The organism is Paracidovorax sp. MALMAid1276, from assembly GCF_049198005.1.
Lineage (GTDB): Bacteria > Pseudomonadota > Gammaproteobacteria > Burkholderiales > Burkholderiaceae_C > Acidovorax.
Genome location: NZ_JBMIRS010000023.1, coordinates 1 through 6,962, shown reverse-complemented (window position 1 = coordinate 6,962; position 6,962 = coordinate 1). Strand labels below are relative to the sequence as shown.

5 protein-coding genes are annotated in these 6,962 nt (G+C 69.7%); 2 read left to right on the top strand and 3 right to left on the bottom strand.

The window, feature by feature from the left end:
• Positions 1-220: 220 nt before the first annotated feature.
• From rsmA to lptD, 3 genes are all read right to left on the bottom strand, one after another.
• The gene (gene rsmA / locus ACOQFS_RS00795) at positions 221-1,000 is read right to left on the bottom strand and encodes a 16S rRNA (adenine(1518)-N(6)/adenine(1519)-N(6))-dimethyltransferase RsmA (RefSeq protein ID WP_421561083.1); all 780 of its coding nucleotides are present in this window, start codon (positions 998-1,000) and stop codon (positions 221-223) included.
• An 88-nt stretch (positions 1,001-1,088) separates the two neighbouring features.
• Positions 1,089-2,510, bottom strand: coding sequence for a peptidylprolyl isomerase (locus tag ACOQFS_RS00790; RefSeq protein WP_421561082.1), 1,422 nt, complete (start codon positions 2,508-2,510; stop codon positions 1,089-1,091).
• Between the two features lie 22 nt (positions 2,511-2,532).
• Complete coding sequence (lptD, locus tag ACOQFS_RS00785; RefSeq protein ID WP_421561081.1) at positions 2,533-5,100, bottom strand: LPS assembly protein LptD; 2,568 nt, start codon at positions 5,098-5,100, stop codon at positions 2,533-2,535.
• On the opposite strand from lptD, the gene ACOQFS_RS00780 reads away from it, so the two are divergent.
• Both ACOQFS_RS00780 and ACOQFS_RS00775 read left to right on the top strand, forming a co-directional pair.
• Complete coding sequence (locus tag ACOQFS_RS00780) at positions 5,099-6,229, top strand: aminoglycoside phosphotransferase family protein (RefSeq protein ID WP_421561080.1); 1,131 nt, start codon at positions 5,099-5,101, stop codon at positions 6,227-6,229. The genes lptD and ACOQFS_RS00780 overlap by 2 nt on opposite strands.
• Before the next feature lie 89 nt (positions 6,230-6,318).
• The coding region (locus ACOQFS_RS00775) for a 16S rRNA (uracil(1498)-N(3))-methyltransferase (RefSeq protein ID WP_421561079.1) at positions 6,319-6,962 on the top strand (644 nt) is incomplete at its 3' end.

Genomic DNA, 6,962 nt, shown 5'->3' with positions numbered 1-6,962 from the left:
CTTCTCTCGGCTTCGCCGGGAAGGGGGACACCGCCAGCGCGGCGGGGCGGCCCTTGCGCAGCGGTCGCTGGTCGGGGTGCGCGCCGGTTGTCGCTGTCGTGGCGATGTCGGACACAAGCACTGCAGGTCGGGTGAGTGACGTGCAACCCGACATCCCCGCAGAAAATACCCCTCAAATCAGGCTTCATCGCTTATCCAGAAAGCGCTGACAGCTATCAATTCAAGAGCAGGCCTGCGCGAGCGCCACGTACTCCTGCACGGGCACTTCCTCGGCGCGGCGCTGGGTGTCGAAGGTGCCGGTGAACTGGCGCGCTTCCAGCCAGCGGCCCAGGGTGTGGCGCAGCAGCTTGCGGCGCTGGCTGAAGGCGACTTGCACCAGTTCTTCCAGCAGGGGCACCGACAGCGGCGCGGGCTCGGCGTGCGGCACCATGCGCACGACGGCGCTGTCCACACGCGGGGGCGGGTCGAAGCTCTCGGGCGGCACGAACAGCACGTTTTCCATGGCATAGCGCCACTGCAGCATCACCGACAGGCGGCCATAGTCGCCTGTGGCCGGGCTGGCCACCATGCGGTCGATCACTTCCTTTTGCAGCATGAAGTGCTGGTCTTCGATCACCTGCACGTTCGCGAGCAGGTGGAACAGGATGGGCGTGGAGATGTTGTAGGGCAGGTTGCCCACCACGCGCAGCTTCAGGCCGGGCTGTGCGGCTTTCTCACGCATGGCCTGGGCCAGCGCCGTGAAGTCCACCTTCAGCACGTCGGATTCGATGACGTCGAGCTGGCCATGCAAGCGCAGGCGCAGCGCAAGGTCGCGGTCCAGCTCGATCACGGTGAGGCGGCCCAGGCGCTCCACCAGGGGCTGCGTGAGGGCCGCCAGCCCAGGGCCGATCTCGACCATGGGCTGGCCCGGCAGCGGCGCGATGGCCTGCACGATGCCATCGATGATGCCGTCGTCGGACAGGAAATGCTGCCCGAACCGCTTGCGGGGGATGTGCTTCATGGTTTTGCCGCCGGGCCGCCCCAAGGCAAAACGCGGCCCCCTCGGGGGTCAGGGAGCCACACGCAGTGGGCGACCGTGGGGGTAAGGTTCATTGTGGCGGCTCGCGGTACTCGACGTAGGCCCGCCCGCGCAGCTCCTGCGCCCAGGTGGCATAGGCCTCGTCCAGCTTTTTCTCGCGCACGGTGTCGCGCGCCATGTCGCGCTGTTCGCGCTGGGTGAGCTGGGCCTCGCGGCGCTCCAGCAGCTGGATCAGGTGCACGCCGAAGCGCGACACCAGCGGTTCGCTGATCTCGCCGGGGCGCAGCGCGTTCATGGCCTCTTCGAACTCGGGCACGTAGCGGCCCGGGTTGGCCCAGCCCAGATCGCCGCCGTTCTTGGAGCTGCCGTCCTGCGAATGCTCGCGGGCCAGAGTGGCAAAGTCGGCGGTGCCGCTTTGCACGCGGCGGCGGTAGTCGGCCAGGCGGGCGGCGGCGGCCGTCTCGCTCAGCTGCGGGCCGGTGCGCAGCAGGATATGGCGCGCATGGCTTTGCACCACCGTGGTGGGCATGCCGGCTGTGGAGCGCTCGACCACCTTGAGGATGTGAAAGCCTGCGGGCGAACGCACGGGCCCGACGATGCTGCCCACGGGCTGGCCCTTCACGGAATTGACGAACAACTCGGGATAACGATCGGCCGGGCGCAGACCCAGCAGGCCGCCCGCGCGCTGGCCCTCGGGGGCGTCAGAAAACTCGCGCGCCACGGCGGCGAAGTCGGTGCCGGATCGGATCTTGTCGGCCGCCGCCTGGGCCCGCGCCTGGCGCTCGGCCACCTGCGCCTGTGTGGCGTTCTCGGGCACCAGCACCAGCACGTGGCCCAGGTTGATCTCCATGGCGGCGGGGTCGTTGTTCTGCTGCTGCTCGCGCAGGTACTGGTCCACGTCCAGGTCGCTCACCTTCACGCGCGCATCGACCTCGCGCTCGCGCAGGCGCTGCTGCAGCAGCTGGTTGCGCAACTCCTGATGAAAACGTTCGCGGCTCATGCCGTCGCTGGCAAGGCGGCGGTACAGCTCGGCCACGGCCATGTTGTTCTGCCGGGCCACGGCCTGGGCCGCCTGTTCGACCGCGAAATCATCGACCTTGATGCCGGACTCGCGCGCCTGCTGCAGCTGCACGCGCTCCAGGATGAGGCGCTCCAGCACCTCGCGGGCCAGCAGGTCGCGCGGGGGCATCGGGCCGCCCTGCTGCTGCAGCTGGGCCTCGGCGCGCGCCAGGCGGGCGCGCACCTCGTTGTTGGTGACGGGCTCGGAATTGACCACGGCCACGATGTAGTCGGCCTGCCGCGTGACATTGCTGGCGGCGGCGGACCCGCTGGCGCCAGGCCCCGGCAGCGTGATGGACGGCGCGGCCGAAGGGCGCGCCAGGCCACCCCCGGTGGCGCTGCCCGAGGGGCGCAGCCCCTGCGCTGCGGCACCCAGCGAGGTCAGGGAAACCAGGGTGGCCAGGGCCAGGGCAATTGCACGTGGATTCGTCATGGCAAGGGGCGCACGGGGCGCACTAGTCATAGTTGCTGAAACGGCTGGGCGTGGAGACCTGCTCGCGCAGGTACTGGTAACGCGGCACATTTTGCTTGAAGGTTTCGAGCGGGCTGGAGCCCAGGCTCAGGCGCGAGAAGCCCACGAACTCGATCTGGAACAGCAGGCGGGTATTGGCGGTGGCGACGCCGCTTTGCAGGCGTTCGAGCACCACGCGGCCGATCCAGCAGCAGCTGTCGTATTCGAGGCCCACCACGGTGTCCACCAGCTTGCGGTCCTGCAGGCTGTAGTTGAGGCGGCCCACGCTGTACCAGCGGCCGCTGCCCTGGCCACGGCCTGCGCCCAGGTCCTGGCCCTTGTCGCCCCACAGGTCGTTCAGCGGCCATTGCCAGCCGATGTCGATCTGCTCGCTGGTGCCGCGCTGCAGGCGGTAGGCCGCGCTCACGGTGCGGTAGTTGCCGGGGCTGTAGCGCGCGCCGATGGTGGAACGGATGGAGCGGCCCGTCTTGGGGTTGTACTGCACGGTGGAGTCGAAGCCCCACTGGGGCGTCCAGCTGATGCCGGCGCCCAGCAGCAGGTCGGACAGGCGCTCGCTCACGGGCGTGCCGCCGGGCAGGGTCACCTTCTGGTCGGAGAAACGCACGCGCTGCGCGATGCCGAAGCGCGCCGCCTCGGCACCGGTGCCGGGGTCGAGCAGGCGCGTGGTCACACCCAGCGTGAGCAGGTTGTTGTCGGCCAGCCGGTCATTGCCGCCGAAGGCGTTCTCGGTGTAGATGGTGGCGAAGTTGAAGTCGTTGGCGGCCGTGTCGTACACGGGCAGGCGGCTCTGGTCGCGGTAGGGCGTGTAGGTGTAGAACGCGCGGGGCTCCAGCGTCTGCAGGAAGGCGCGGCCGAAGTAGGCGGCGTCGCGCTCGAACACCAGTCCGCTGTCGAGGCTGAAGGTGGGCAGGGTGCGGCTGGCCGAGCGCTCGCCGTTGGACAGCGGCGTGTCGAACTGGTAGCTGGTGGCGTGCAGCTGCAGGCGCGGCGTGATGAAGCCCGCGGGCGCCAGAAAGGGCCGGCTGATCTGCGCCATGGCAAAGCTGCGCTCGGCGTTGGGCTGGCCCGTGAGTGCGCGCGCGGCCTGGAAGCGCGTGGTGTCCAGCACCACGCTGGCGTCGAGCCCCCCGCCCAGCTGCTGGGGGGTGTAGCGCCACTGCAGCTGGGGCATGCGGTCGTACGGCGGCACGATGGGCGCATTCACGTCCTGCAGCGTCTGCCACTTGAGCGTGCGCACCGAGGCCGACATGTCGCCCCGGGCCCAGTGCAGCGAGGCGTCGCCGGGCAGCAGGCGCTGGCGCAGCGGCTCCGAGGCGCGGCCGAAGTCGCGCCAGTAGTTGTCGTCGCTCACGCGGTTGAGGTTGACGTTCAGGCCCAGCCCGCCCAGCGCCGTGTCGAACGAGCCCTCGTGCTTGCCCGTGACGCCCCAGCGCAGGCGGTCGCGCAGGCGGTCGGCGGGCATCACGTCGCCGCTGATCTCGCCCTTGTAGGTGGGCTCCAGGTAGCGGAACTCGCCCCCCAGGTTGGCGCCGCGCTTGGTCATGAGGGCGGCGCGCAGGGTGGCATCGCGGTTGGGCGCGATGTTCCAGTAATACGGCTGCATGTAGGCAATGCCGTCGCGGCTGTCCAGCCCGATGGTGGGGGGCAGCAGGCCCGATTTGCGCTTGTCCGACAGCGGAAAGGTGATGTACGGAATCGGAAGAATGGGCACGCCCTTGAATTCCAGCACGGCGTTTTCGGCCGTGCCCACCTCTTCTTCGTTGTCGATGCGGATGGTGCCCGCGCGCAGCACCCAGTCGGGCTGCCAGCTGGCCTCGTTGCCACGCTCGCAGGTGGTGTAGGTGGCGTTGTGCACCACGGCGCGGTCGCGGTCGAGAAAATCCACGCGCGTGGCTTCGCCATGGGCCTGCGTGGCCAGAAAGCGGTACCGCGCATCGCTGAAAAAGCCCTCGAAGGCCTCCACGCGCAGCTCCAGTGCCGTGCCTTCATACACATTGCCCGCACGGTTGATGCGCACCTGGCCCCGGGCCTTGGCCAGGTCCTCGGGCACGTCGTAGTCCAGCCGGTCGGCGCGAATCACGGTGTCGCCCCGGCGCAGCTCGGCGTTGCCTTCAATGACGGCGTTCAGGTCGGTCTGGCCTTCGACGCGGTCGCCGCTCACGAACACCGGCAGCTGCGAACGCACCGCCTCTGGAATCTTCTCCTGCAGCATCGGCGTGCTGCGCAGTACGGGGGGTGCGTCCCACGCACTGCGCGGGGCGGCCGGCGTGTCGGGCGCCGCGCCGGGCTGCGCCTGGGCCGGCAGCGTTGGCAGCCCGCACCAGGCCAGCGCCACGGCGCAGGCCAGCACCCTGGGCACGGGGCGCACCTGCCGCGCAGCCGGCGCCGCAGCAGTCCGGGGCCGGGGGGAAAGGGTCTGCGCGGAAGAGGGCTTGCAGCGTGGCACGTGGGGCGATGAAGGCTGGGACAGACGAAGAGGCGGGCCGCGCCGGGCGCCTGCAGCCTGTGGGGCCGCGACACCGGGGCGGGTTTGTAAAATCGGATTATCCATGAGCCACCCTTTCCCCCCGTCCCCCTCCAGCCCGGCGCCGTACCCGGGCGCATCCCCACAGGTGGCCTGGCCCGACACCGCCCGCCTCGCAGCCTTTGAAGCCTGGCTCGCGCCGCTGGTGCCCACGCACCAGCTGCTGCCCGCCACGCTGCGGCCGGCGTCGGCAGACGCGAGCTTCCGCCGCTACCTGCGCATCGACACCGCCACGGGTGCGAGCCGCATCATCATGGACGCCCCGCCCGACAAGGAGAACTGCAAGCCCTTCGTGCAGGTGCAGGGCCTGATGGCCGCCGCGGGCCTGAACGTACCGCAGGTCCTGGCCTGGGACGAGCCCGGTGGCTTCATGCTGCTGACGGACCTGGGCCACCAGACCGTGATCGAGCGGCTGGACCCGGCCCGGCCCCAGGACGCCTACGCCTGGTACCAGCAGGCCACCGACGTGCTGCTGCAGTGGCAAAAGGCCTCCACCCCCGGCGTGCTGCCCGCCTACGACGAGCCCCTGCTGCGCCGCGAGCTGGCGCTGTTCCCCGACTGGTACCTCGCAAAGCACCGGGCCATCGTGCTGGACGACACGCAGCAGGCCACCTTGGCGAGCGCCTTTGATGCCATCGTGGCGCACAACCTGGCCGCACCCCAGGTCTATGTACACCGAGACTTCATGATGAGGAACCTGATGGCCGCCACCGAACAGGGCACATCCCTGGGCGTGCTGGACTTCCAGGACGCGGTCTACGGCCCCATCACCTACGACATTGCCAGCCTGCTGCGCGACGCGTTCATCAGCTGGGAAGAGGAATTCGTCATCGACATCACCGTGCGCTACTGGGAAAAGGCGCGCAAGGCCGGCCTGCTGGGCGCCAGCAGCGCGAGCGGCTGGGGCGATGACTTTGGCGATTTCTACCGCGCGGTGGAATGGATGGGCCTGCAGCGGCACCTGAAGGTGGCGGGCATCTTCGCGCGGCTCACGCTGCGCGACGGCAAGCCCAAATACCTGGCCGACGCGCCCCGGTTCATGGCCTACATCCGCGCCACAGCCAACCGCTACCGCCAGCTGGGCCCGCTGCTCAAGATGCTGGACCAGATCGAGGGCACCGAGCCCGTGACCGGCTTTGCCTACGGCCGCATGTGAGCCCCTCGCCGCTCGGCCGACAAAACTTCAAGCAAAACATGCCTCAGCGCTTATCTGACAAGCGCTGACAGCTATTAAAACGCTAGCATATGCCGCGCTTTCACTGCCCAGCCCCGCTGGCCACCGGCCTCGAACTGGACCTGCCCCCGGGCGCTGCCCGCCACGTACAGGTGCTGCGCCTGCAGCCGGGCGATGCGCTGCTGCTCTTCAACGGAGAAGGTGGCGAGTTCGACGCCACGGTGCTGAAAATGGGCCGCAGCGACGTGCGTGTGTTGGTGGGCGCGCACCACGCGGTGGAGCGCGAGGCGCCGCGCGCCGTGCACCTGCTGGCCGGCATCACCGCCAACGAGCGCATGGACTGGCTGGTGGAAAAAGCCACCGAGTTGGGCGTGGCCAGCATCACCCCGCTGGTGGCCGAGCGCAGCGTGCTCAAGCTCAAGGGCGAGCGCGCCGACAAGAAGATCGCCCACTGGCAGGCCGTGGCCGTGGCCGCCTGCGAGCAGTGCGGGCGCAACCGCGTGCCCCTGGTTCATGCGGCCGTCGACCTGGCGGGCTGGGTGCGCGGCGCTGAAGCAGCCGCAGCGGCGGCAATGCCCGGCGCTGCGGGCGCTGCGCCCCTGCGGCTGCTGCTGTCGCTGCGCACCGGCACGGCGCCGCTTGCGTCAGCGGCCGGCAGTGCAGCGGACGCAAGCGGCGCCGTGCCGGTGCTGTTCCTGTCGGGCCCCGAAGGCGG

Bases quoted from the DNA above. Each gene is read 5' to 3' on its own strand.
- rsmA (WP_421561083.1), bottom strand. From the start codon at position 1,000: ATGAAGCACATCCCCCGCAAGCGGTTCGGGCAGCATTTCCTGTCCGAC.
- ACOQFS_RS00790 (WP_421561082.1), bottom strand. From the start codon at position 2,510: ATGACGAATCCACGTGCAATTGCCCTGGCCCTGGCCACCCTGGTTTCC.
- ACOQFS_RS00780 (WP_421561080.1), top strand. From the start codon at position 5,099: ATGAGCCACCCTTTCCCCCCGTCCCCCTCCAGCCCGGCGCCGTACCCG.
- lptD (WP_421561081.1), bottom strand. From the start codon at position 5,100: ATGGATAATCCGATTTTACAAACCCGCCCCGGTGTCGCGGCCCCACAG.